Raw genomic sequence first — 23,905 nt, forward strand, 5'->3', positions numbered from 1 at the left:
AGTCAGAGTGACCATCTTATCTGATAAAGCTGTTGCAGACCCTGCAATGCTTTGCTTATTGCCGTTTTTCTCCGTATCGGAAATGTCGGCTTTCAAAATTTAAAAAGGGCATAGATTAATTATTTTAATGGTTATTGAATTGAGAACCAGTTCGTTTTCTCTACTATGCTTTGAAGGCAAAAGTGATGGATGATAAGCTTCTGCCATCATCCATCTCCTTATTATCTATTGTTCTACAATTGTAAGAGCGTTGTATACTCCCGAAGATTCAAACTGACTAAGGTCAGTATCGTTAAACCTGGTAGAGATCCAGGAAAAAGGTCTTAGCTTATCCCCTTGATTTAAATAAACACTTACTGTACAGGCGGAACCGACTGGTTGTTGGTTGCTTCCCGAATTGGAAGCATAACCATTGTTGGTTTTTACCCTTTGCGTAATCGTCCCAGATGAATTTCTCACCTCCCAGATTGCTTCTGTCTGAACATTAGCACCAGCCTCTACCACCTGATTTGCAAGCGCATAGGTAAAAGTGGCAAAATATACCCCTGCTCTCGGCGCAACAAACTCTCCTGTAGTAGGATTGAAATTATTAACCCCAGTTGCCACACCAGAATCGGTATCTGATATCTCTGTCCAGTTCGTAAGATAAGACGAACGGCGCTGCATTAAACCCGTTTTAGGACCTGAATCAGCTCCTTCAAATACCACAGTATTCTGCGTCGTTTTATTTGCCATTACCACAATACGTGGTTTGCCATAAGGGAAAAAGCTTACCCAATTGGTGCCATCTGAATATTCCAGATAACCCAATACACCAATTGCAGGACTGTTGACATATCGCAATGCGCCTTTGCCCGCCACGGCAGCTGTCTGGGCAGTATTTCCTATGCCAACTGAACGATTGGTGCCGCTGCTACGCAAATCCATAGCTACTTTAGGACTGGCGACCATTACGCCTATTTTTCCTGTATTATCTACAATTACTTTACCTGCAGTGGTCACAATTTCAGTAGGATTTCCTGGTGAAAGTTCACCTACTCCCATCTGGGCATATACTTGTGTTCCAAACAATACCGGTAAGCAAGCACATCCAAAATTTTTTATTTTATGTTGTAATCTTCTCATTGTAATGCTTTTTATAATTCTTGGATGCTGAAGTTGTTTAATGTGGCATCATTCAAAACTGTTCTTGTTCCGCCTGTGGTATGCTTAACAGTAAAAAAAATCTTTGACCCTTGATTGAGGTAAAAAATACCATTGCAGTTACCACTTATGTAATTTCTAATAGTACTGGCCTGAAATGCGGGATAAGAATTTACCGTTATGAATTTAGGAATGGTAGTAGCAGGTGCATCGCTAGTTTCTATAGCCGTCTCTATAAAGGTGCTATTGTTTATATTACCGGCAGCACCTGTATTGGGTCCCAAAGTAATGCTGAAAGAAACCAGATAGAACCCTGCACGGGGTGCAGTAAAATCATTATTCATATTACTAAATGTACTTTCTGTATCCCCACTTAAAGTCCAACTTCCTATACGTGTATTGAAGTTATTGTTAACAGTCTGTCCTGATGCTGTTGTACCACTTATGCTTACCTTGGTAGGCGCTGTCTGTGCCAGAGGAATCCAATTAGCCCCATCAGAATACTCTAACTTAAGGGTTGTCGCATTATAACGTATGGCACCGGCACCGGCAGCAGCAGCAGTTTGCGTATTGGTACCTAAACCTATAATCCCTTTCTGATCTGCAGAACGAAGATCGACCTTGGTTACAGGAGCTAAAACTCCTACTCCCAAATTACCTGCTGTAGTTACCACCACATCATTTGCTGCCTGAGCAGTGCTGATGGTAGCTGTATTATCATCTGCCGCATCTATATGCAGAGTAGTAGATGGGTTCTGGGTAAGCACTCCTGTCTGAGCCGCAATAGTACTGGTAGAAAAAATCAGAGTACAAGCCAGCAGTTGATATATAATACTCACTTTCTTTTTCATAATCTGTATTATTTAATGTTCTATAATTGTTAAACTATTAAATCCTGCATCCGGATTATCGGGAAGGGAATTATTTGGCACTCTTAGCGGTATATTTCCCCCTGTAAGATTATGAAGCATCCTTACTGTAACTGTAGCACCCTGAGCTAGAGTAAATGTCGCTACACTTGAACCACCCGCCTGTGTATCCTTCATTCTAAAACCTGAAGGACCATCCTCAGTTTCATTATTCATTGAGTGACCAAAAGTTTTATATACTCTCGCCAAAACGGCAGGTGTTCCTGAAGTTCTATAAAACTGAGATTCAACCCGAGTACCATCATCAATCATAGTGGCTGCAAGGTTAAAAGTGAACAAGAAAGTGTACTTTCCATCACGAGGAGCTGTAAACACACCCGTTGCAGGAGCAAAGCCAATATTATTTGCCTGAGAATCTAAGGTCCAATTAACGATATCAGCGGCAGTATTTCCTATATTTTGTCCTGAAACCTGACGGGCTACTACAACCACTTTTTTGGGGGCCACATACAATTTGTTCCATACCGAACCATCTGAGTACTCAATTTTTGCTCCTACAGGTGCATTTACTTCATCATATCGCACCGCACCTGCACCTGCGCCTGCGGCTGTCATTGTGGTAGTCCCAAGGCCCAAAGCATTATCAGTATTTACAGTAGACCTCATATCGAGTGGTACTGCAGGGGCTAAGACGCCCACGCCGACAAAGCCAGTTGTTTTATCTACAATCACATCATTCGCGGCCTGTGTTGTTGTAGGCGCATTGGGTGCAGTAGCATCATTATCCTTTGCTCCGTCTACGTGCAGAGCCCCTTTTGGATTTCTGGTGCCAACACCGGTTTGCCCCGCCTGAGCAGAGATCAAACCGATTGAGCAACACCATATTGACATTGCCAATATTATGTTGATTCCTTTATGTCTATTTTTCATTTTTTAAAGGAATTTGGATTACTTGTTATTTTTTTCTTTTATAAGAAGCTGCTCCAGCTTTTCGAGACGGGATATCAGGTCATTGATCTCAGTTTTTTGCTTAGTGATCTCCTGCTGCTGCTCTATGGTATGCAGATATAATTCTTCTATCTTTTCCAATTGCTGGATAGACAGCTCGGATAAGTTAACCGTATAGCCATTTTCTGTTTTCAGAATATCTCTGATAGAAGTAACTCCCGGTAAATGCTTGTTTTCTTTAATATAAGCAGCTGTTTCTTCCAATGATTTGAATTTGTAATCTTTATTGATTGTAGACGCACCATCTAGATAATCTTCAAATACATAATCTGCATATTTACCTGTTGTGGTATAGAAAGCTCCTGTAGAGGCAATGTCCCCTGTTACGGATAATTTTGGCGTAACAGTCACTGAATTTGAAGTAAACGGTGCAATAGGTGTAGAAGAACCAATGGAAACATTTCCTGTCTGGTAAATATTCTGCGTATTGGAAGTAGCGGAGTTGGTTGTCCCCTGAATTCTCCATGGTTCCGGTGCAAGGTCTGAAACATTTTGCCACGAAAGTTGTGCCCCCGTCATCAGTGTAGATGCAGCACCATTGGTTACCAACACTTGACCAGGTGCCCCGTTGTTGTGCGGGAAGGTGTAGTTACCTGTTGGTGAACCTATATTTCCATGTTTAAAGGTTATTCCGTCTGCTTTATCAACAAGTAGTCTGGTTGCCGTATGTGCAAGGGAATTTTCACTGCGTAATATAATCTTATCAACCTGTTCAGTTTCACCGTTGGTTCCTACAATAATTTTGTTAACTATATTTGTAGTGGTATTTCCTACTGACATTTCTGCCTTTAACCCCACAGAGGGAATAATCGTAGAACCCAAAGCTGAATTACCATCGACCCCTTGTACACTTAGCGAAGCATCATTAATACTCGTTGATACTATTGAAGCCTTTGTTGCGGCAATTAGGTCTGGATTATCAGACAAAAACATCATATTAACAGGAAATCCAAAAGCAGTATTATTGGTTTCTAAAACACTATATGTACCTGCATTGTTTACAGCTGCTTTTAAATCCCCTTTTACATCGAATTGCTTCCCGGATACTGCATCAGTATTGCTGAAACCAACGGCTACTTTACCATTTTGATAAATGTTCTGGGTATTTGCAGATGCCGGAGTAGTTGTATTTTGTATGTACCAAGGTTCTGGTGTAGAAGTCCCAGTCCCACTACCAAACTTTGTCCAAACACTCCCATCAAAATAATAATAGCCCTCTGCTGTTATATTAGCCGTTTTTGTAGATGCTGTTCCTACGGGTGCTGTTGCGTACACAATAGCTCCTTTTTGTGGGGTATCGTATAATGTATCTCTTGATTTGATCTCATCTCCGGTCAATCTTGGAGCAATGATACCTTCCGGAAGGCTGGCCCCTGTTGTTTTTATGGCAACATCAAGTGTAGCTTGAGGAGTCTCTGTATTGATTCCTACCTGTGAAAATGCAAGGGAACTAATAGCGATAGCTCCTAAAAGAATTATATTTTTTTTCATTGTGAATTTATTTTTATGTATTCCGACTTTGCAGAATATCTGAATTAATGGGTATAAGAATCCCTGATTGGTCCGGACTTAAGACCAACTAGAAGAAAATGTTCGTTAAAAAATTCAGGATATTGACGGAGGAGGTCTTGAAAAGAAATAACCAGAATGGTATTCTGTCACAAAAGCATTTACAAAATCAAAGTTTATTGTAACCGCCTTTGGTATTGTAAAAAATGTATTTTTATAATTCCCTTCATAAGAAATAGCTTTTATTTGTGTTTGTGAAGATGGAATCACAAAATTATTTCCAATGTAAAGAGAAAGAGCGAACAAAGAATGGGGACTACCTGCGGATACTTTTACTTTAAATTGCTTAGTTGGAATCTTCACATATTCCTTGGCTATTTTCTTACCTTCTAACCGAAAACTTTTTTTGGCAATCTTATTTTTTGTTGTACTTTCAAGTGCTTTTTCGTAAGTAATGCTCAAATTACCTTTAATGCTATCAATATTGATGATAGTTGTTCCATTTTTCACAAATACTTCTACCTTGGAAGTATCCGGAATATTAATTGTATCTTTTTCTGAGCTTTGTGAGACCTCATCATCGTTTATAGACCTCTCCGAACCAGCGGCAAATAGCAATGTTGCCGCTGCAAAAAAAACAATCACAAAGGTTATCTTCCTCTGGAAGACATATAATACCTCAGTGATTGCTTTTATGTTCATCATTTGTGTGAAAAATTTTAAAGACCTTAATAATTGGCCTTAATAATTTTCTACAATATTATATGATATTATGATACATAAAAAGAATTTGGAGTTAGATATTCGGAATATATCTTCTATAAAGACAGTTAGAAAATCCGATTAATAAAGGCTATTAATTCATTTTTAATATTTGGGTATTTGTCTTTAAAATGCCGCCAAGAAAAAGCAAAGCCAAATTTCCTTCACAGGTAAAATATTACCTAATCCAATCTAAATAATTACCTATTAAAACATATACACATTTATAAGGCAGCGTATTGGTTGACTAAGAAATAATATGATTAATTATTAATTCTGGAAACTTTGTAAAACTACCATAATTACTATTTTTGCAATTTTTAACAAAAAAAATGGATAAAAAAAGCATTTAAATAACATATTGGAAATACATTTGCTATATAAATATCAAAACTTCATTCATAAAATTTTATATTATTAGAATCGCACGTAAAAATCAAATAAGACATATAAATTTATATTTTTAAATTGTTTTATATTTCGGCAAAAAAGGCTACAACGTATATCAATAATTGTGATTTTCTTAAAAAAACATATTAATAAAAAAAAGAATTAAATACAGTCAATCTACTTAAAAACCAAATAATTACACAATAATAAACACAAGATAAAGTAGGAAAATATCACAATAAGTCATATACCAGTTTTTAAATTTAGCAGTTTATTTGCGCCCTCAAATACCGTGCAATTATGAAAAAAATTATTCTTATATTTTCTTGTTTGATTTTCGGATTTTATTACACCCAAACCGATGAAAAACTGACAACACAAAAAACGATAGATGCCATTTTGGAGTCCGCTGAAAAAATCTATTTGACCAACTCGGATAAATCACTAAAACTTTTCTTAAAAGCACATAATGCCTCCAAAAAAATTGATTACAAAAAAGGCATTTTGCAAAGCAATGGATTTCTGATGCGTATTTTCCATGAAAAAGGAGAAGATGAGAAAACGATAGAATATAGCTACGAGACAGAAAAAATAGCAACAAAACCCACTGACACAGAATATCTTGCGGGCGCTTACATACAAAGAGGTATATCATTTTCCTATCTGAACCATTTTGACGAGAGCTATAAAGAGTTTCAGAAAGCCATAGAAACAATAAAAAAATATCCTGAAAAGGATAAGCAGCATTATCATATGTCATCTGTATATGAAAGTCTGGTAAGTTGTTATTATGCTCCGATCAAAGCACCCCAGGATACTATCTTGACATACCTTAAAAAAAGTTTGTGGGAGGCTGAACAAATAGACGAAAGCATAGACAATATACATCCAGATAAAAAATACGACATGATATCCTATCTCAATATGGATATAGGAATGTTCTATGCCGGTGTCCATAAACCACAAAGGTTAGACCTTGCAGAGCAGTATCTCAAAAAATCTCTAAGCATTATCAATAATAGAAAATTCACAAAAATTAAAATCAATAAAATACCAATTCTAAATGCATTGGGTAGATTTTATGTAGAGCAGGAAAAATACAGTAACGCCATAGAGCACGCCTATGAAGTTCTAAAGCTAGAAAAAAAACAAAAATCCCCAAATGATAGAATGGTAGCCTACATGGTGCTAACTAATTCTTATGAGGGTTTAAATCGTAAAGATTCTTTAATAAAGTATATGGCTTTATACACTAATATCAGTGACAGTATTACTCATTTCAAAAGTCAAGGGAGCAACAATCTCATCAAAAAAACAAATATAAAAAGAGAGGAAAATTACAATAGCAACCTTCAAAAGATCATCTTATTCTCAAGTGCATTGGCTCTTATCATGATATTGGGCGGATTATTTTTATGGAAAAAAAATAAAAGTATCCTTCATAAAAAATATAGGGCGATCATAAATGAGATCAAGGTAGAGGAAAAAAGCAAATCAAAGTCCCAAGATCCCATCCAAGATAAAGGAATTGCAATCACAGATGCTACGACAAAAAATCTGCTGGAAAAATTAGCAAAATTTGAAAGTTCTAAAAAATTTCTCAAAAAAGAAGTCAGTCGTGTTTATGTGGCCAATTACCTCAATACCAATACACGATATCTTTCTGACATCATAAAGGAATACAGGGGAAAGAATTTTAACAATTACATCAACGGGCTAAGAATCCAGTACATTACAGAAATGCTTTACAATAATCCTGTGTATAGGGAATATAAGATCAGCTTCTTGGCAGAAGATTGTGGATTCGCTTCAAGAGAGGTCTTTGCTGTCGTGTTTAAAAAAGAAACAGGCGTAACCCCATCCTATTTCATCTCTCAATTAAAAAATGACTCCAAAGAAACAGAGTTATAAGTTTCATTATTTTTGAAAGATAATTTCGGAATTCCTTGCATGACATGATTTTGTAGACAGTCCAAATACCGCAATTTTGGTAGAGTATTAAACTTTTATTATGAAAAATATTATGAAAAAAATTTACTTGCTCTCTGCCTGCCTATTTCTAAGTGGTGCAAATGCTCAAACTAGTTTGAGGGTACTTGATGGCTGGGGAACCCGTTTGTACGATATCAATAGTAACGGTATTGGTGTTCACCCGGGTGGTTATTATGATTATACCAGCAATGTCAGCAGTTCAATAGAAACTGGTGCTTCTGCTACCAATCGACTGAACAATACAGGAAATGTAGCTGGCAAAATGCCCTATTCTGCTACAGACGGATCTAACCTGGACCAGGCTGCCTATAGGAAAAATGGCATATGGACGGCTATTGGCTATTTTCCTGGAGATGTACCAGGAAACAGCTGGTTTGGAAATGCAACTGCCATTTCAGAAAACAGCAAATATGTAACCGGCCAGATCTCCGTAGGGGCTTCCGGATCTTATCCTTTTATATATAATACAGAAACCAATACGCTTACTAAACTTACTGATGGAGATAATCTTTGGGAATATGGAAGAGGCCAGGGCATCAATGATGCAGGGTACGTCTCTGGGTTTGTAGACAGAGAAGATCTTTTTAACTCGGGTACATATTGGGTTCCGGCTTATTTTGAACCAAACGGCACATTGCATTATATTGATATTGATACATCTGCATCTGAATATGGCCAAGGCGAAGCAGCAGATATAAACAATGCAGGGCAAATTGTAGGATATATAGGTAATAAAGCATTCATATATAATATTAATACAAATACCTATAAAACTTTCGGATCCACAACTACTATAACCAACCCTATTTTTACAAGTATTTCAGAAAATGGTCTAGCAATAGGTTACGAAGGAAGCCTTGGAAGCCGTAATGTTATCGTATATCATGAAGGAATGAACGAACCTATACTTCTAAAAGATTATTTAGCTCTAAAAGGTGTGAATATCACTACATTCGATGGAAGATTAGGAACAGGAATGGGCGTCTCTCCTGATGGCAAATACATTTGCGGATTCGACAATACTGCTCCCACATTGTTTGCGGCAGGCTGGGTTGTACATCTTGATGAACTTCCTTATGCACCAGGTTGTCTCAGCAGTCCTAATGGAATCAATCCTTCGGTTCTATATACACCGTCCTGCAATGGAACAACAGAAACCATTACTTCTTCTGCCCTTACGGGAGAATATTCTCTGGTACAGTTGACGGCAGGCAAAAAATACACTTTTACAAGCTCTGTAAGTACCGATTTTATAACAATTGCCAATGAAACCGGAACAGAGGTTATCAAGTATGGTACTGGCTCTGTGACCATATCTGCTACCACTGACCAAATTATTAGATTTCAGCTTAATCTTGCGGATAACTGTACCTACTCTTCTGATACAAGATCAAAATCCGTTAGTTGTTCGGATATTCCTGGTTGCCAATGGACAGTACATGTTTTTGACTTCTTAGGAATGGGGGACGAAGTGAGCTGGTCCTTGAAAAACAGTGCTGGAGATGTTGTACTTTCCGGAGGAGGATATGGTGCAGGATACGATGACACACAAACTGCATTGGCAGAAGGCCCACTCACATTTTATATAGAATCTATGGGAACATTTGGAGATAACACACCTGTTTACACAGTTTCTAACGGAACTACAGAAGTAGTATCCGGATCATTGCCACAAGACCTTGGAGTTCTGGAGGCGACCTATTCCGACCTCAATTGTGCCACCATGTCTGTTACTGATGAATCCAATAAATCGACTCTTAGATATTATCCAAATCCTATTAAAGATATATTGAAGATCTCGTCTGAAAAGAACATCAGATCATTAGCAATATATTCTTTGGATGGTAAAATTGTCATGAATAATTTATCATTTAATAACAAATCCGGGGACATAAACCTTTCTACACTGAAAACCGGTAACTATATTGTTTCTGTTATCTTTTCTGATGAAAGCGCTCAATCCTTTAAGGTTATCAAAGAGTAAAAAAATCCTTCTTCATTTTATCTAATTGGAATAAAGGCTGTTTATGGTTTCATAGACAGTCTTTATTCACTAAAAAAACTACCAACACATGTACACATCAAAAAGATACAAATCCAATATCAAAATGACCTTGAAAGAACTTATTGGCAAAACAAGAGAAGAAACCGATCTGATTTTGTACAAAAAGGGGTTTAAAAAAAATGAAGAAGACATATATGTCAGAAAAACAAACTTACTTTCTACTGCTAAGCTAGAGATCTATTCTGAAAACAATATCACTTTGATGATAACATTTTATAAAAGTTTTTTAAAAATACCAATCTATGAAAACGTATTAATATAAAAAAAATGGTTCAAATAATAATTTGAACCATTTTTTTACTGATAATATTCATCCATCAGACTTCTCCTCTCCTTTGTCTCCAGATCTATATACTCGAATTTCTTATACTGGCAGAAAGATCCCATATCTTTATCACCATTGATAAAGATAGCCCCTACCAGAATCACATATTTACAAGGGTAATTTGTTTCTCGTACCAGAACCTCTATCCTGTCATCTATAGCTTCATACATTACCTCTGTAGCTTCAAATATTTGGTTTTCAGCAGTCATGATACGATTTTTCTGATGAAGGAAGATCTGCTCTATGGTATTCATCTGGAAATCAAGAGAGGTTATATTCCCCTCAATGATTTGATCATTTGCCAGTTTTCCTAATGCACCTTTCGCAGCGCCGCAACACGCAGAATTATCGGATTGTCCTATTCTGCTTATCTCACCAATAGTTCCATCTTTGGTAATTCCGATATGTGGTGCATAAAATATGATCACCGCTCCGTCTTCCGGAACATGATGGGCAAAGGCATTCATCCCCGTGATACCTGCAAATGGGTATCCGTCCAAACCTCCCAAATGAAAAGGTCCCAGCATCTCATATGCCCTTGGCGGATATTGTATGGCATTCACATCATCGCAACACATACTATCTGCATGCATGAGCTGATATGGTTTAAGACCTAAATGTTTTTCGATTGTATCTAAAAGACGATTCACGGTATCAATAGACGTTAATGCTTGTGGATACCATTTTCTAACAGATTCTATACTCATAATTTTGTTTGTGTTTTTTTACTTACATTAAAATATTATTATTTGGTTGTATTGCCGGAGGTAACTCTTTCTCTCCAAGCATTTCGCGCAAGTCTATTTCTATATTTCGGCTGATCTGTGTGATCGGAATATCGTTGGCACTTCCCTCAAATGGATTTTCTGTGCTCTCCCCTATCTGTTCCAATACAAGAAAAACCCAGCCCAGCAATACACTGAAAGGAACTACAAGCCAAATGATATTCTCACCAAACTTTTCTATCATTTTTGAAATCTCTCCTATAAAACCCAGAGGTAACAATAAACAAAGTGCATTGGTAAAATAGAGATTGATGCTTGAGAACTGTCTTGGATAAGGGAAATTTTTGATACGCTCACATTTCCCTTGCTGATCATAAAGTTCTTTCAACTGATTTTCCAGAGCCACATAATTATAATCTGATATCTTACCTTCTTGATTCAGTTTTCTGAGCTGTGAAGATTGTATAGCTATGATCTGTGTAGCCCTATTTTTTGTTGATAGGATATATTGTCTTTCTTCCTCATTAAGAAAAGTCTTCAACTCTTCATCCAGAGTACTTTCCCATTCAGGAACTTTGTAGTGTTTGAGATATTCCAGATTATAGCTTTTCGTTTTTACATTTTCCCAGCTCTTGACCTCTCTTAACTGAAACCTCAGCGCAGTAAGCCAAGCAAAATGACGATAGATGATCTCTTGATGGATCTTAGCCTGATGTTCATCGTCCTCTCTCACAAAATCCTTCACCATTATACCAAAAGCCCGGCTGTTGTTGATGATCGCACCGTAGATCTGCCTCGCTTCCCAAGTCCTGTTATAGGTCTGTGTATTTTTAAACCCTGAAATGAAAGCTGTAGCAGTTCCCAACAACGCAACCGGCACCCAAGGAATAGCAAGCCACTTCCAGTCAAGGAAATAAAACAAAAGAGTCGGGATGATACTAAGAATAAGCATTTTATATATCTTAACCCTTGTCCAGGGAATAAAATGCTGAAGTTTATAGTGAGAACTTATATTCATATAAAATTAATTTTTGGATGAAAATTTACTAATTAAAATCCCAACCAGCACAACTGTGTAAAATTGTCCGCTTATGCCGATAAAAGCTGTTATTAATTTAGTAATATGCATATTCGGAGTAATATCTCCAAAACCGATGCTGGTGAAGGTTATAGAACAAAAATATACCAAATCAATGAAAATGCTGGCAGGTGATGAAGTGTCAATTCCTTTAAAAGACTGGGGATTATGATATTCAAAGGTTTGTAATAAGAATGTTGAAATTTCTATCAATAAAAAATAACCACATACCGATGCAGAAATAATATCGCTATTAATGTATCCGGGCCTTAACAAAAAACGAAGTAACTCTAAAAACAGAAATACAAAAAATATGACATAATTAATATTAAGAAAAGTAAAATACCAAGGTATATCTTTGAAAAAAGGAATTCCTATAGGCAACAACAATACAATTATAAAATGAATATTGCGAAACCAATGACGCCACCCCATCTTTCCCGTAAATATAAAAATACTTCCCAACCCCAATAACAACATATTGACCGGCCATATGACCCGTGTATAAAAATCTAGGTCCGTAAGGAAAATCCCTACAAATAGATGTTGTATCAATGCTAAAAGCAATAGCTCGTACTTTCTTTTACTCAGACGATCTAATACCACTCTGCTCATACAATCAGTAACTATCCAAAAACACTTAGATTTTTAGCAATATCTTTTCCTGCATAAGGAGGGAAAACATCCAGCTCCAGGTCGGGATTGCCTATTAGCATCGCTTTGGTATTGCTTAAAGCATCAAACCCAGCTTTTCCATAGTATTTCCCCATTCCAGCATAGCCTACACCCCCAAATGGCAGGCTATCTATCCAGCAATGCAGATTGGTTTGATTGATACAGCCTCCTCCAAAAGACACCGAATTCAGAAAATAATCTATATTGGATTGATCTTTACTAAAGAAATATGCAGCCAAAGACTTCGGCTTACGCTTAATTATCTCGACTATTTCTTTCAGATCATTATAAACCAAAACAGGAAATACAGGACCAAAGATCTCTTGCTGCATGGCCGGGTCATCCCAAGTACTAGGATATAAAATAGTAGGTTCCACATATCTGTCTTTTATATCATATCGCCCTCCCAGAACTACTTTCTCAGGAATGATATATGAAGCGACCCTTTCTGTATCATGCTCGCTGATCATCCTTGCAAAATCGGGACTTTGTTGTGGATCTGTACCATACATTTTTGCGACGGCCGCTTTCAGCTTATCAAGAAACTGACCGGCAATATTCTCATGAACGTAAACATAGCCCGGAGCAATGCACCATTGCCCTGAAATAGCCATATGCCCCCAAGCAATACGGTCTGCAGCAATATCCAGGTTGGCTGTCTCATCTACCACAGTTGGGTTCTGTCCCCCTAGTTCCAGAATGACAGGTGTAAGATTTTCGGCAGCTGCACGCATTACAACCTTGCCGACCGCAGAGCTCCCGGTGAAAAAAATAAAATCAAAAGGAAGCTGCAACAACTCTGTGATCTCCTCTCTTCCGCCAGTAACTATATTAACAGCTTCCGGTTCAAAGTATTTAGGAATCAGCTCCTGAAAGAGAGCGGCAACGGTAGGCGTCGTATTTGCAGGTTTGAGAATGACAGGATTCCCCGCCGCCAATGCTGCAATAGCCGGATCTAATAACAACAATATAGGCGCGTTGAATGGTCCTATGACCAATGTAACACCGTAAGGCTCTTTATATATGATTCCTTTGTTGCCCGTTTCTTCCAATCCTCTAGGTATTGCCACTTGTTCAGGAGACATCAGGCTTTTTAAATTTTCTCTATAATACTTTATATTACCTAACGGAACAGTGATCTCGAAAAGTTGTTCAAACGGAGGCTTGTTAAAATCTGCCTTCAGTGCTTGGCAAAAAACCTCCTGATTATCCGTAAGCATTTTTTCCAATCTGTCAAGCTGATCGATCCTCCATTCGTAAGTTTTGGAAACATCTGTATAAAAAAACTCTTTTTGTTGGTCGAATATGGTTTGATAATTATTCATCATCTGTATTTTTAAAGATTAATTAGCTTGGCCAATATCTAAGCGATCGAATTTTCCCTCAGTATTCTGATGAAACTTAAAGAAAACCTTAAATGTACCCCATTTTCCAGCTTTGAAATTTCCATAGACATCTTTACCATCATTCTCAACTTTATCAATGCTAAGAAATTTTTCCTCTCCCAAAGCTTTTGCGAAGAATGATTTGAAATCAACCTTATTACCATCATCGGTCATTGTAGGATTTTCCGTAAAGTAAGAGTACCAGCTTTTGTCTCCGTTTTCTAAAGCTTCAACGGCTTTTTTTACAGTCTCATTTGTTATTTTGTTGTAGTCCATTATTTGTTGTTTTTGATTTGCAATTGTTTTTTCAGTTTTTTGCGCACATGTCGAAATGGTAAAACCTATTATCAGCATAAAAGATAAAAGTCTCATGATAAAAAGCCATCTTTGAAAGGGTGTTGCAGGTAGATGATGATCAGATTCAGTAATAAAAATGGTAATTCGATCATTACTCCTTTCAGATCTTTATCTATCAGGTGGAAGCAGATAATCAAGAGAATCCCGGCAGCCATGATAAAATTGCCCCAGACAAATGTTTTCGGGAAAATCAGCATAATAGCAGCAATCATTGTAACAGCACCGTTAACAGCCAATCCCGTCCTGGAAAATCCCCATTTGCTGAACATCTCCATCATCTCCGCTTTACCAGAGAACATAGCGAACCCTTGCTTAACTCCCATGAACAGTGCGACAAGAATCAATATAGAGTTAATGATTTTCAGTATCATATAATAGTTCTTTATAGTAAAAAGAATGGATAACCGAATTTAATATTAAATCACAATTATCCATTCTACATTAATTTTGAAAAATCAATTATTACCTGGTAGTGTAACCACCATTAGCAAAGATCGTTTGACCAGTGATCCACCAACCTTCTGTTACCAAGAACTCTACCAACGGGGCAATATCCTTGATGTCTGTCAAACCTCCTAAAGCTGCTGCAGATTTATGATAAGCTACAGCATCGTCGCTTTCCTGACCATAGAAAAAAGGTGTATCCATAGGACCAGGCGCAACCGCCGTTACGGAAATCCCTCTGCTTCCAAATTCTTTAGAAGCCGCTCTTGTGAAATGCTCTACAGGGGCTTTTGCACCGGCATAGGTAGAATAAAGTCCTGTATAAGCCGCCAATAAAGAAGTTACAATCGTACAGATCTTACCATTGTCGTTCAGTTTTTTCCCAGCTTCTTGCAAAAAGAAATAGGCTGACTTGGAATTAACCCCGAACATGGTATCATATTCTGCTTCAGTAGTCTCTGTAAATGGCTTCTTAAGTACCATCCCAACAGTATTAATAGCGATATCGATACCTCCGAACCTAGCAATAGTCTCATCAAAGAATTTGGTGATATTTTCTACCTTGGTCAAGTCTCCTTGAAACAAAAATGCCTCTGCTCCCAAAGCCTGAACTTCTGCTAAGGTTTTCTCACTTTCCGCTTTAGAACTTTCGCTGTTGTAGTGTATCGCCAATTTAGCTCCTTTTGCAGCAAAATCTTTACTTAATAATCCACCAAGGTTTTTCCCGCCCCCGGCAATTAAAACAACTTTACCTTTTACATCTTGTGTTGACATTCTTATAATTTTTTTAAATGTTAATCATACAAAAGTCAACAATGAAAATCACAATTACATGGTGAACTTTTCGGAATATAGAAGAATTTCGGAAATTATTACATCTTTTTCCGAAATTCACCAGGTGTCATTCCCGTCCATTTCTTAAAGAATTTGGAAAAATTAGAAGGGTCGTAAGTTAATGATAAAGAAACATTTGCAATAGAGACTTTTTTGTCTTTTAAAAGTTCTTTTGCCATAAGAATTATTTTTTCATCATAAAAATGGCATGGATGTTCTCCTGTTTCTTTTCGTATCGTATCTGTCAAATGTTGATGGGAAATCGCCAACTCGGATGCAATTTGATTAAGCTCCATGAACTCCAAAACTCTTCCATTGACAACATCATTGATATGCTGATCTAAAAATTGGAAATATTTGGTTGTAATTTCTTTACTTCTAGAATTGATCTGAGAATTATTTTTCATTCAATATGTGTATTGGATTATTTAAATATACATCTAAATTATAAATACTTTTAAATCAGTTACATTATTTCAAACAAAAAAGCCCTCTAATATAAATTAAAGGGCTTTAATTGTCTACAAATAAAAAACTTATCCTGTTAGAATAAGAATTATTTTTTAGATTCTTCCACAGAAACTTTTCTGAATTCTTTAAAAAGCTTTGTAAGTTCCAAAGCTGACTTTCTGGCTCTTGTCCCAGCTGCTTTGTTTCCTTTTTCTGATTGTTGTTCCGCTTCTTTTGAGAATGCATCAAACTCTGCATTGATCTTTTCGATTAGCTCTTTCATTTGTCTATAAATATTTTTTGTTAAAAATGAATGCAAATATAATTGTTTTATAATATTTTCATATCTATCACAGAGAATATATTTTTTGAAATCTCGTATTAACATTTAATTGTTCTTCAAAAAATCAATTCTTTCTCCTGTTTTTTTTATTTTTGAATAAGTTGGTAAAAAATTATTTTACAATCTGTCTTTTTATCGACATACAACATCAATAAACCCATTTCTAAAAAAAACGGGTATAATGAGTTCTAAAAGGAAGTTAATTTAAAATAGCCCTTCCAACTGATCAAAGACAGGAATTAAAGACCTTCCTTTTTCTGTAAGATGATATTCTATATGTAAAGGTTTTTTACTAATAATAATTTTCTTGAGTAATTCCGCTTCTGTCAAATCCCTTAAAGCAATTGATAGTGACTGTTTATTTGAACCTTCCAGTTCGCGTAACAGACTATTAAATCTTAAAGTAGATTTTGTTGCCAGAAAAAATATCTCAGGCTTTAGTTTACCGGAAAATAGTTTCAAAAGTTTTTGCATAGGGCAAATTTCTAAATCATCAAGTGTGTTTTTGGTAGTCATATTTTATTTACTTATTGTGAAATTATTCTATAATATTAATATTTGCATAAAATATAATAACATAACTACAAAGTAATACCAAACATATTAATTAGCAAACAAATAATTAAGAAAAAAAATATGAAAAATCATTAGAAAGAAGAATAGAACGCATAAACACAATCAACAAAAACATGAAAAAATGGAAAAAAAATCTTTTTTAAAATTCTTATTTCTATTTTTGAGTCTAATACAGATACCTATTAATGCCCAAAGCACAGTAGACCTAGATTCAAACATTGAAGTCAATCAAGTCATCAACCAGAACGGAGCAGTCGTAATTAAAGGAAAGTTTACCAAACCAATTACTACGGATGATGTAAAAGTTACCATCAAATACAAAAATGCGCAAGGAAATTGGATAGGAATATGGTGCAAGTCATTCACTGCAAATATCCAATACAATCAAGACCTTACGGCTACTTTTGAGTTACCAGCATCTACCGTGAGCTTGCGAAATATGAAGATAGAATTAAGTTCCAATACCAATCTTACAAACTGGCAATCCATCTCTTGGGATAAACAAGTAAGTCATTACAAACAGTCTGATTATAGCTCGAACAACTGTGAATTGGATGAAAATGAATATACAATTCTATTCACTCCCAAGAAAAATGGAACAGTTTTATTAAACCCTGACGGAACAGTCTCTGGAGTAAAGGATAGAGTCACATCCCAACATTTAAACAAAAAACTGGACAATATCGTTCTATCAATCCAGGGAAACGGCACAATTGATAATACTGATATAAATTCACCTGCAATCAAAATCGAGAATCCTAATAATCTCGAAACAATAGCAAGTTCTCAAAAATACATATATCAAGGAAGTGATACCAGTCCTTTTGAATACTCTTATCATGATCCTGTTTATATGTTTGCCGGCAAATTCTCCAGCGCAGGTTTCTTCATTAATTTCAGCAATTGGTTTTTGCCTCCGGAAGAAGGAGGAGAAGGTTGGGGAAGAGGATATTTGGATTTTAAAAACCCCAATGCATTAGTTAACAGATATTACAACCTTTATAACTATATCAGCAATAAACTGACCGATGTCATCACAGACCAGGAGCCTGTTGTAATAGTTATCAGTAAGGTAACAGGATTGAGAGTTTATAAGGCTAACGGAAGCTATGTAACAATTGATGCCTTAAGCAATTACAATACCGTGAATGATTATGGTTATCCCCCTCTCTATGGAAAAGACAGAGGACCTGGTTCTGAAAATTTCTTTTTAAGTAACACTTCCAAAGCTTCATTATATGGAGTTGGCGCTATCAGAAACAGACAAGTAACAGCAAGTTGGAATGGGACTTCCAGACCTTTGTCCGAGATAGAAGCTCAGGTTAGGAAATTCATCAAATATGTGGGGGTTTTTGGAAACTCTACAGCATATGATCCCACCGATTGTGCAAGCAATTGTATTGTGATCAATACTGGGGCGCAACCGGACAATACTGTAAAAGATTGGACCAAAGCTCCAAATAGTTATATTTTTGACCCCTCAAAAAACAATGACGGGTTATACATTCCCGTAGGAAAAGCTTATGCCATGTGGGCAAATACCACTGATAATATTTTATCATTAGGGACTCCCATTTCAGGAGGACAAGCATCTGCATATGTATATTGGGAGGATAATTCCGGCTTGATCAAAACCCCTCAGCCAAATTCTTATAAACTGGACATTGTCTCTGGAGCAACACCAGACCTGTCAAAAATTAAGATTTTAATAGATAAAGCAAAAGGAAAAGGAAATGCCGTAGTTACTTTTCACATAGGAAACAACGGAAACTCTACTGACCCTATATATTGGAGTTGGCACATTTGGGTAACCGATGATGTTGAAGCCGGAGGTTCAACTTACAGACAAGGGTATGAATTAGGATTACTTCCTGCCAATTTAACAACTTTTACCACTGCAACTCTCAATCCATATTTGTTTAATAATTTAACAAACAGAGATGGCTCGCCCTATACATTTCAATGGATGAACAGAAATCTGGGAGCGACCAATGCAGAATTTTTAGGTAACGATTGGAATAAATCTGCCGGACTAATGTATCAGTGGGGAAGAAAAGACCCTTTTCCCCCTTTAGTTTACAAAGACGGCTCTGCATATGAGATCAATGGGGAAGCCGGCAGATATGTATATTCAAATTTCAACAAGGATACCGGTCGTTCATATGGGTGGATCACCAGACCCTACAATAGTCCTAATATTCATACAGAGATAAAGGAAAACATAAAATATTCTATTAAAAATCCTTTAACAATGATATCTTTCATAGAACGTTTTGGTCATTGGTTTTCGGATGACTACTTTAGATTAGATTCCTCAGATATCTATGCTAAAATAAACTGGGACTTATGGGGTGACAATAGAAAAGGGGCATGGTCCAATCATACCACAAGTAATGCCGCAGTAGCAGCCGATTCAAAATCCTATGAATTGAAATCATCCTATGACCCATGCCCTTGCGGATGGAGAATACCTTCTCATACAGGCAGTATTGTGGGAGCAGGAAACGCTAATACATTCAATCCGTTAGGTAGAACCTGGGGAACTGATGATGACAGACATAATGCTACTGGTGCTTTAAATCCGGCAGTTAATGGCGGAAAACCGGCAGGAGAGTTCACCTATACCGCTACTAACCCATTTGCGAATAACTTGAGAATATATCCAAGTTTAGGATTTGATTTTAGAAACGAGCCTGGTAGAAACTTGGGCATCATTCCAATTTCCGGAGCATATGTTTTTATTGGACCTAATGAACAAGGAGATTACATGAACTCGACCCCAAAAATTGGATATATGAATTGGTTGAGCACAGGAGGTGTTGCGTTGGCAACATTATCTATCTATGATAACGCCTCTGCAAGAACCTTTGGTATTGTAGAAGATTTCTATAAATACGCCAAAGATTCAAAATACAGAATGAATGTGGGGCAAATCAGTCCGCAAAAAGGTGCAGGGCCAGTGAGATGTATTAAAGACCCGAACGAAAAGCATTTGGATAATTTTACCACCGAATTTATTCCTTCCATTAATACTGGCCTTTCTTCAGAAACTCTTAAAACATGGACAAAGGACGCCAATACTTACATTATATTACCAACTGAAAATAATAAAACTTTCAATGTAAGAAAAGCTTTTGCAATGCAGAAATTGCATTTATCAGACAATCAAGAATTTCCTGCTGGGATAAAATCCGCAAGTATAAATTGGACCACTAATCAGAATCTTATTTCTAATATCTCTTTAACAGATAACGGACTGGAAAACACTGTTATCACAGTTGAAAGAAACGCTGGTGTCTATGGAAATGCTGTTATAGCCTTACATTCGGGAAATAATGGAAATTCATCTGACCCTATCATATGGAGCTGGCAAATATGGGCACCGGAAACCGAACCACAACCTATAGCGGAATATATTACCGAAGGAATTTATATTCCTAATCCCAATAATGGAATAGTTGTAAATCCGACAGAAAGTCTCGTTACCGCACCATTAAAAACAAAGTTTATGGACCGAAATTTAGGCGCATTAATAGCTTTTCCTTCTTTAGCACAAGGAGCATTGATAGATGACGTTACTTATAAAAAATCTATTGGGCTACAATATCAATGGGGAAGAAAAGATCCTATACCAACTTTCTTGGATCAAGAGAATATTTTCAAGGGAGCTGAGATAATTAATGAAAATATATACAATAATACAGTGACAGGATATGTTAGAAATTATTCTCAATATTCTGCAATAGTCAATACTGCTTCCAAAAGAATAGACCAGATTCAAAAAGTCATTAAATATTCGGTTGAAAACCCATTAATGTATCTGTATCAAGATGTTCCAACGGGCGCAAGTAAAGACTGGTTAAGCAATAATCCGAACCTGGCAGCAAACCGTTGGGGACATGCTACTGAAAAATCTCCATATGACCCTTGTCCAGATGGATGGAGAATTCCTGATGCTTCTTTTGCTTTCCTTAACAGTTCTCCTTCTAATCCTTATGTCAGAAGTGGTGACGGGATCAAAGGGAACTCTCCATGGTATTATGGAAATATTCTAGATCCATTGAGAACCGACAATGTTAAAGGAATACAGCAGACATGGGATTCATCAACGAATACCATTATTACCAATTCAGCGATTGAGATATATGCGGGCAGAACGATTTCTTCAGGAACAACCGTTTCCACAGGCTGGATTTTTGACAATGCTAATTATAATATAGGTAATTATCCTATCACAGGCATACGAGGTGAAAACGGCATTTCACTAGCCAAAGATTTTCCAAGAGTCGGTGTTTGGACAGCTTCTTTAGGAGATTCGAATGTAGGAAATGCAATGGGTCTAAGTATAAGATATTCAAAAATGGCAACAGGTGCAGCATTTAACCCACATCAGGCAATGTCATGTCGCTGTGCAAAAATAGAATATGATGCTAATGGTAAAGAAATCGGAAGATATGACCCTAATGCAATTCCCGCCCCGCCAGACGCTCTTCAAAAAGCAACAACCGTTTTTGCAAAGACTGAAGTGGTGCAAATGGCGGAAAAGCTTAAAGTATTCCCTAATCCTGTAAAAGATAAGTTGAATATTGATGCAAACGACGACAAAGAATATTTTTTCCAGATCTATAATATGTCAGGTCAATTAGTGAAGGAAGGTAGATTTGATAATAAGCAGACAGATGTGAGCAATTTATCTACAGGGATATATCTCTTAAGAATAAATAATTCTGAAAGTGTTATAAAAATTATAAAACAATAAATTTTAGAAACTCCGCACAACAGCGGAGTTTTTTATTTTATAATTTCTGAACAAAAAACAACAAAGGAATCCTTTAATTTTTTGATCATTAACTTTTTCGTTGTCGTTATAGGAACTTGTATGTAGTAAGAAAGGCTTTTAGATCTATGGAATTATCGAAGGCGGGATCAAGTATTTAAATATAGCAAAAAATTCAATAGAAGCACTTCAACACAGCTTTGGCAATACCATGTTAGCTGACGTATTTTTAATCGTCCTCATATTCTTCTTCGCAATCTTCATCTTCGTATGAAGTATAAGACCAATCAATATCAAGACCGTCTAAAATTTTATCAAAACTATCCTGATTACTTGTTCCAATAAAAATTCCGTTACAATTATCCTGATCATCAAATGAGAGGCTTAAAACTTCGTGGAAATTAACTGTATAAACTTTTTGTTTATCCCAGGAAATTTCTGTTACTATTGTCCAATTCTTTTCTATAAGTTTAATTGTTTCTGATTGAACCTGTCCAAAATAATTAGCATTGTATTTTAGCCCACCAAAAGTTCCGTTATAAACAGCCATAAGCAGCAAGAAATTATCTGTTGAATTTGCTTCAACATGCCAATCTGGATTTTCTTCTGTCCCATAATTTCCCCAAACTTCCGGATTGTCTAACTTTAAATCTTCCTCTTTAATTCCCCAATAAACAACTCCTTGATTTTCCTCATAAAACACTAAATATCTGTCATTTGAAAATCCAATTTCATTTCTTGGATTTAAAAGCCTGTTGTGTGAATAGTTTAATGTTTTGACTTTTCCTAAAGTCAAATAATAGTTTTTAAGTGCTAAAGGAAATTTGATATTTAGTTTTTCTTCAAGTTCAATAATTTCAGTATCGGCAAACCCAAAATTTTCGTTTTGGGGTAAGCCATAAAGTTTTCTGATTTTTTCTGTATTTGTCATTCTGTATAGATTTCGTAATATGGCAGTTAACGGTTATGGCTTGGTGAAGGCGGAACGATCGAAGTACTACCCGTTCGACTAATGTACAAAACTTAACCAGAAACACAAAAGCCGAAGTTTGCACTTCAGTCTTATTCTTTGCCAATACCTTGTTAACAGTAGTTTTTTATTCAATTCTGTCTGTGTTATATTTCTCTTTGGCAAAAATATTTAGTATGTATTAAATTGAATTCCACATAAACTGATCTTACTACATATCGACAAACTGGATAATAAAATAAGCAGAATTGTCTTAATTGGCTCCAATAATAAAAAAAGCCGTTGCAATACAACGGCCTTATCTTTAATATTATAATTATTTCTTAATGAATTTAATGGTCTGGATGCCTTTTTCAGTGAATACATTGATAATATAATTTCCTTGAATCAAATTATGAACATCCACCATTTTATCATCATTCATCACCTTCTCCATTACTTTTTTACCCTCTAGTGAGAAAATGATGACCTTACTGATTTTTTCATTACCCGAAAACCTCAAGATATCATTTACAGGATTGGGGTATACCAGCATTTTAGCAAGCTTGCCCTCATTTATAACACCCAATGTAATATCGGTGGCCTTAACTGCAAGTGATGTCTTTGATTCGCAACCTCCTATTGTTTGGGTCGCATAATAAGTCGTATTTGTCACCAGTAAAGTACTCATAGGTAATACATTATTATGGTTAGTTGCGTCTGAAGCTGAAGCATACCACTTTATATTCTGCCCGTTCACGACTAAAGCACTTAGATTATCCCCGGAATTAAAGGTCTGATCCGTAGCACCTGACGGTGCACTGATTGCGGTGGCCTGCGTGATGGTAAACGATTTTGTCGTCTGACAATTGTTGGCATCTATGATAGTCACAATGTAGGTACCTGCTGCCAGTCCTGTAGCCGTAGCTGCCGTACCTCCTGATGGTGACCAACTATAAGTATAAGGACCTATTCCACCGGATACGTTGACTGTCGCTGTTCCTGTTGCACTTCCATTACAAGCCACATTGGTCTGGGATGTAGTTACGACAAGAGCCGTTGGTTGTGTGATAGTGAATGTTCTTGTCACCGTACAACTGTTAGCGTCAGTAACGGTTACCGTATAGGTTCCCGCTGCAAGGCCCGTAGCTGTTGCGGCAGTACCGCCACTCGGTGACCAGCTGTAAGTATAAGGGCCTGTTCCGCCGGAGGCCGTTACCGTGGCTGAACCATTTGAAGCACCGTTACA

General features: G+C 36.6%; 21 protein-coding genes. 4 read left to right on the plus strand and 17 right to left on the minus strand.

Features of this window, described 5'->3' with window-relative positions; all coding sequences use genetic code 11:
- Window positions 1-225: 225 nt before the first annotated feature.
- The 5 genes from K319_RS0116935 to K319_RS0116955 form a co-directional block, all read right to left on the minus strand.
- Window positions 226-1,044 (minus strand): hypothetical protein, encoded by an 819-nt coding sequence (locus tag K319_RS0116935; protein ID WP_156907125.1) that lies wholly within the window; start codon window positions 1,042-1,044, stop codon window positions 226-228.
- 92 nt (window positions 1,045-1,136) lie between these two features.
- Window positions 1,137-1,910: a hypothetical protein gene (locus tag K319_RS0116940; protein ID WP_235696128.1), complete on the minus strand. Its 774-nt coding sequence runs from the start codon at window positions 1,908-1,910 to the stop codon at window positions 1,137-1,139.
- A 96-nt stretch (window positions 1,911-2,006) separates the two neighbouring features.
- Window positions 2,007-2,942, minus strand: coding sequence for a hypothetical protein (locus tag K319_RS0116945; protein WP_027384686.1), 936 nt, complete (start codon window positions 2,940-2,942; stop codon window positions 2,007-2,009).
- Between the two features lie 18 nt (window positions 2,943-2,960).
- Window positions 2,961-4,511 (minus strand): hypothetical protein, encoded by a 1,551-nt coding sequence (locus K319_RS21170; protein ID WP_051230771.1) that lies wholly within the window; start codon window positions 4,509-4,511, stop codon window positions 2,961-2,963.
- Between the two features lie 114 nt (window positions 4,512-4,625).
- Window positions 4,626-5,234 (minus strand): hypothetical protein, encoded by a 609-nt coding sequence (locus K319_RS0116955; RefSeq protein WP_027384687.1) that lies wholly within the window; start codon window positions 5,232-5,234, stop codon window positions 4,626-4,628.
- Window positions 5,235-5,981: 747 nt separating this feature from the next.
- Between K319_RS0116955 and K319_RS21175 the strand changes: the two genes are divergently transcribed.
- From K319_RS21175 to K319_RS0116970, 3 genes are all read left to right on the plus strand, one after another.
- A complete protein-coding gene (locus K319_RS21175; RefSeq protein WP_051230772.1) occupies window positions 5,982-7,592 on the plus strand; it encodes a helix-turn-helix transcriptional regulator in 1,611 nt (536 codons plus the stop codon).
- 112 nt (window positions 7,593-7,704) lie between these two features.
- A complete protein-coding gene (locus K319_RS0116965) occupies window positions 7,705-9,657 on the plus strand; it encodes a T9SS type A sorting domain-containing protein (RefSeq protein ID WP_169712678.1) in 1,953 nt (650 codons plus the stop codon).
- A gap of 88 nt (window positions 9,658-9,745) precedes the next feature.
- Window positions 9,746-10,000, plus strand: coding sequence for a hypothetical protein (locus K319_RS0116970; RefSeq protein WP_027384689.1), 255 nt, complete (start codon window positions 9,746-9,748; stop codon window positions 9,998-10,000).
- A 35-nt stretch (window positions 10,001-10,035) separates the two neighbouring features.
- Here the strand turns inward: K319_RS0116970 and K319_RS0116975 are convergent, their stop codons facing one another.
- From K319_RS0116975 to K319_RS0117020, 10 genes are all read right to left on the minus strand, one after another.
- A complete protein-coding gene (locus K319_RS0116975) occupies window positions 10,036-10,770 on the minus strand; it encodes a hypothetical protein (RefSeq protein ID WP_027384690.1) in 735 nt (244 codons plus the stop codon).
- Between the two features lie 22 nt (window positions 10,771-10,792).
- Window positions 10,793-11,806, minus strand: a complete 1,014-nt coding sequence (locus tag K319_RS0116980; RefSeq protein ID WP_027384691.1) for a bestrophin family protein — start codon at window positions 11,804-11,806, stop codon at window positions 10,793-10,795.
- A 6-nt stretch (window positions 11,807-11,812) separates the two neighbouring features.
- The gene (locus tag K319_RS0116985) at window positions 11,813-12,481 is read right to left on the minus strand and encodes a potassium channel family protein (protein WP_034672019.1); all 669 of its coding nucleotides are present in this window, start codon (window positions 12,479-12,481) and stop codon (window positions 11,813-11,815) included.
- A gap of 11 nt (window positions 12,482-12,492) precedes the next feature.
- A complete protein-coding gene (locus K319_RS0116990; RefSeq protein WP_034672022.1) occupies window positions 12,493-13,866 on the minus strand; it encodes an aldehyde dehydrogenase family protein in 1,374 nt (457 codons plus the stop codon).
- A gap of 18 nt (window positions 13,867-13,884) precedes the next feature.
- Entirely contained in the window at window positions 13,885-14,202 is a 318-nt protein-coding gene (locus K319_RS20690; protein ID WP_027384694.1) for a hypothetical protein, read from the minus strand.
- Between the two features lie 92 nt (window positions 14,203-14,294).
- The gene (locus K319_RS0117000; protein WP_027384695.1) at window positions 14,295-14,654 is read right to left on the minus strand and encodes a DoxX family protein; all 360 of its coding nucleotides are present in this window, start codon (window positions 14,652-14,654) and stop codon (window positions 14,295-14,297) included.
- Between the two features lie 91 nt (window positions 14,655-14,745).
- The gene (locus K319_RS0117005; RefSeq protein ID WP_027384696.1) at window positions 14,746-15,501 is read right to left on the minus strand and encodes an SDR family oxidoreductase; all 756 of its coding nucleotides are present in this window, start codon (window positions 15,499-15,501) and stop codon (window positions 14,746-14,748) included.
- A 98-nt stretch (window positions 15,502-15,599) separates the two neighbouring features.
- Window positions 15,600-15,968, minus strand: a complete 369-nt coding sequence (locus K319_RS0117010) for a helix-turn-helix domain-containing protein (RefSeq protein ID WP_027384697.1) — start codon at window positions 15,966-15,968, stop codon at window positions 15,600-15,602.
- Between the two features lie 149 nt (window positions 15,969-16,117).
- Window positions 16,118-16,294, minus strand: coding sequence for a histone H1 (locus K319_RS21890; RefSeq protein WP_027384698.1), 177 nt, complete (start codon window positions 16,292-16,294; stop codon window positions 16,118-16,120).
- A 264-nt stretch (window positions 16,295-16,558) separates the two neighbouring features.
- On the minus strand, window positions 16,559-16,870 hold the full coding sequence (locus tag K319_RS0117020; RefSeq protein WP_027384699.1) for a winged helix-turn-helix transcriptional regulator: 312 nt from the start codon (window positions 16,868-16,870) through the stop codon (window positions 16,559-16,561).
- Window positions 16,871-17,051: 181 nt separating this feature from the next.
- Between K319_RS0117020 and K319_RS0117025 the strand changes: the two genes are divergently transcribed.
- Entirely contained in the window at window positions 17,052-21,689 is a 4,638-nt protein-coding gene (locus tag K319_RS0117025; protein WP_027384700.1) for a T9SS type A sorting domain-containing protein, read from the plus strand.
- A 247-nt stretch (window positions 21,690-21,936) separates the two neighbouring features.
- On the opposite strand, the gene K319_RS0117030 is transcribed toward K319_RS0117025, so the two are convergent.
- Both K319_RS0117030 and K319_RS21680 read right to left on the minus strand, forming a co-directional pair.
- Entirely contained in the window at window positions 21,937-22,638 is a 702-nt protein-coding gene (locus K319_RS0117030; RefSeq protein ID WP_027384701.1) for an SMI1/KNR4 family protein, read from the minus strand.
- Window positions 22,639-22,993: 355 nt separating this feature from the next.
- A partial coding sequence (locus K319_RS21680; protein ID WP_027384702.1) for a T9SS type A sorting domain-containing protein occupies window positions 22,994-23,905 on the minus strand: 912 nt, incomplete at its 5' end.

This window comes from Epilithonimonas caeni DSM 17710 (assembly GCF_000426465.1).
Lineage (GTDB): Bacteria > Bacteroidota > Bacteroidia > Flavobacteriales > Weeksellaceae > Epilithonimonas > Epilithonimonas caeni.